Raw genomic sequence first — 3361 nt, 5'->3', positions numbered from 1 at the left:
GGCGGGCATGCAGTTGCGGCCGTCCAGCATGATCCGCCCGCGCGCCACCGCCGTCACGGCCGCCGGGTCCAGCTCGAGGAACTCGGCCCACTCGGTGGCCACCAGCACCACGTCCGCGCCCTCGCACGCCTCGATCGCCGACCCCGCGTACGCCAGCGTCGGGAACAACGCCCGCGCGTTGTCCAGCGCCTGCGGGTCGTACACCACCGCCTGCGCCCCCTTGAGGGAGAGCATCCCCGCCACGTTCAACGCCGGCGAGTCCCGCACGTCGTCGGAGTCCGGTTTGAACGCCGCCCCCAGCACCGCGATCGTCTTGCCGATCAACATCCCCCCACACGCCTCGGTCGCCAGATCGACCATCCGCTCCCGGCGCCGCATGTTGATCGAGTCGACCTCCCGCAGGAACGACATCGCCTGATCGGCGCCCAGCTCACCGGCGCGGGCCATGAACGCCCGGATGTCCTTGGGCAGGCACCCCCCACCGAACCCCAGCCCCGCGCCCAGGAACCGCCGCCCGATCCGCGGGTCCATCCCGATCGCATCCGCCAGCACCGTCACATCCGCGCCCGCCGCCTCACACACCTCCGACACGGCGTTGATGAAACTGATCTTGGTCGCCAGGAACGCGTTCGCGCTGACCTTGACCAACTCGGCGGTCGCCAGGTCCGTCACGATCACCGGACACGGGTCCGACTCCAGGATCGGCGCGTACGCCTGCCTCACCACGTCCTCGGCCCAGCCACCGGGCTCACGCACCCCCACCACGATCCGGTCCGGTCGCAGTGTGTCGGCCACCGCGAAACCCTCCCGCAGGAACTCCGGGTTCCACACCACCTCCGCCCGCACACCCTGACGCGAGTGCTCGTCGGCGATCTCCTGCAACCGCGCCGCGGTCCCCACGGGCACCGTCGACTTGCCCACGACCACCGCGTTCGAGGTCAACAGCGGCGACAGCCGCGCCACCACGTCCTCCACATACGAGGTGTCGGCCGCGAACTCCCCCTTGCGCTGAGGGGTACCGACCCCGATGAAGTGCAGGTCCGCGAACTCCGCGGCCTCGGCGTAGTCCGTGGTGAACCGCACCCGACCGGCCTCCACCTGCCGGAGCAGGATCTCCGGCAACCCCGGCTCGTAGAACGGCACCTCGCCGGCCCGCAGGCGCTCGATCTTCGCCTCGTCGACGTCCACCCCCAGCACCTCGTGACCCAACTCGGCCATGCAGGCGGCATGGGTGGCCCCCAGATACCCGGTCCCGAACACGGTCATACGCATGGAGCAGTTCTACCGTCCCCGGACGTCCTCACGGGAACACCGGGGTGAACGCGGGACGAGCGTACTGTGGCCGGGCCCGATCCACCGACGGGCCCGATCCACCGACGAGTCTGCTCAGCGGAAGTTGAGGTACGCCTTGGAGGCCGTCGGGCCGCGCTGTCCCTGGTACTTGGAGCCCGTCGCGGCGGTGCCGTACGGGACCTCGGCAGGGCTGGACAGCCGGAACAGGCACAGCTGGCCGATCTTCATCCCCGGCCACAGCGTGATGGGCAGGTTCGCCACGTTGGACAGCTCCAGCGTGATGTGACCCTCGAACCCGGGGTCGATGAACCCGGCGGTGGAGTGCGTGAGCAGACCGAGTCGACCGAGTGAGGATTTGCCCTCGAGCCGGCCCGCAAGGTCGTCGGGCAGGGCCAGTCGCTCGAGTGTGGCCCCCAGGACGAACTCGCCCGGGTGCAGCACGAACGGATCCCCCTCGGCTGGTTCGACCAGCTCGGTGAGGTCGTCCTGCTGCTGCGCCGGGTCGATGTGCGTGTAACGCGAGTTGTTGAACACCCGGAACAGGCTGTCGAGGCGCACGTCGATGCTCGACGGTTGGATCAGCGAGGAGTCCAGGGGGTCGATCGTGAGCCGCCCGTCGGCGAGCTCGGAGCGGAGGTCACGGTCGGAGAGCAGCACGGTTAAGAGGGTATCGCGAGCAACCGGCGAGCAGTCGGAGCTGGGTGCCCAACTCGGTGACGCCCACGCACGCCTCGGCGAAGGGCAGCCGCTCCCGGTGGATGCGCCCGTCGCGCCCGACGAGCTCGATGTCCACGCCGGCGCGGTCGATGCCGACCAGCAGCGGCCGCTCGGCCGGGAGGCAGCGGCACACGCGCAGCGCCATCCGCGGCACCACCTGGCAGCGCGGGTCGTTGAGATGATTCAACCAGTGCCCCTCGAGGTCGGCGAAGGGGTCGGGCCCGGAGGTCGCCAGGTCCTCGGGGTCCATGTCGGTCACCCCGTCGTCGTCGGTCAGCACGATCCGCTCGGCGCGGAGCCGGACCAATGCGATACCGGTCCCCACGTCCAACAGGACGGGGTCGGGGAGGTCGCGGGCGATCTCGCCCGCGGTGCGGCGCTGGGCGCGCACGCCCGGCAACTCCACAAGCCCCTCGACGACGACGATACGGCGACAGCGCCCCTCGGCCGCTCCCCCGACTAGCTCGTCCAGGACCTCGAGCCTCGCCCGCACTCCCCCGACGCCGATCGTGACCGCGTTGGCCATGGGCAGCGCAACCCAGAGGTCGGCGGTCCCGGGCACCTGGTGCACCAGGCTCACCTCGGGAGGGGGCACGGCGGCCGAGACTGAAGGGAGACTCAGCGCGGCCCGGGGGCACCGGCGCAGCGCCGAGCTCACTCGTTCCGCGGGCTCCGGGACAGGCCCCACCAGTGATCGCATGCGAACTCCTCGTCGTCGTTCCCGCACCGCTCCGACGCCTCCAGGGAAAGGCGCCGGAACGGTCCGGGGGCGGGGACGTGACTACCCGCAGCGACTAACTTAGGTAAGCCTTACCTCTAGCGCAAGGGTTTCGTGCACACTGGTGGGAAATGATCCGAGCCGGCCTCAGCCGCCGAGGCTGTCCAGCTCCCTCTGCGCATCCTCGGAATCGCCACAGACCTGCGCAAACGGGATTCTCACGACCTCCCTGGGCCCGGTCGCGGACCCGACCGAGAGATCCAGGCCGTACCTGTCGATGCCCACGATCCACGGATGGGTACCGGCGATCTGACGGCCGGCGCGGAGTGCCAGCCGCGCCGCGAGTCCGGTGTCGGCTCCGAGACGGCGCAACCACGCCTGCTCGTCGATGCCGATCGGGTCGACCGCCGCCGCCGCGAGGTCACCCCGGGGGATCACGTACGCGCCGTCAGCACACAGGTAGGAGACCCCGAGCGGCTGCAGTTCGCTCAGGCGCAATGATCCGGTCTCACCGTTCGGGCCGGGCCCGCCGTCGGCGGCGACCAGCCTCCGCCGCCGCGGTGCCGAGGACGCCGTGACGATGCCGGAGATGGTGACGACACCGCGCGCGACTGCGCACTCGTCGTCACACGG

At 70.6% G+C, this 3361-nt stretch carries 4 protein-coding genes; all 4 read right to left on the bottom strand.

Translation table 11 applies throughout. The features are described 5' to 3' along the window. On the bottom strand, nucleotides 1–1272 hold a 1272-nt coding region (locus G6027_RS09900; RefSeq protein WP_182637028.1), incomplete at its 3' end, for a UDP-glucose/GDP-mannose dehydrogenase family protein. Between the two features lie 114 nt (nucleotides 1273–1386). Continuing rightward, nucleotides 1387–1950 (bottom strand): dCTP deaminase, encoded by a 564-nt coding sequence (gene dcd / locus G6027_RS09895; RefSeq protein WP_107746723.1) that lies wholly within the window; start codon nucleotides 1948–1950, stop codon nucleotides 1387–1389. Further along, a complete protein-coding gene (locus tag G6027_RS09890) occupies nucleotides 1931–2605 on the bottom strand; it encodes a hypothetical protein (protein ID WP_346995680.1) in 675 nt (224 codons plus the stop codon). The genes dcd and G6027_RS09890 overlap by 20 nt, the downstream gene beginning before the upstream one ends. Before the next feature lie 270 nt (nucleotides 2606–2875). Next, on the bottom strand, nucleotides 2876–3361 hold a 486-nt coding region (locus G6027_RS09885; protein ID WP_182637026.1), incomplete at its 5' end, for a DUF2470 domain-containing protein.

The sequence above is a fragment of the Dietzia sp. SLG310A2-38A2 genome (genome assembly GCF_014145095.1).
Lineage (GTDB): Bacteria > Actinomycetota > Actinomycetes > Mycobacteriales > Mycobacteriaceae > Dietzia.
Note: the sequence above shows the minus strand (reverse complement) of the source record. Positions and strands in the feature narration are given on the sequence as shown.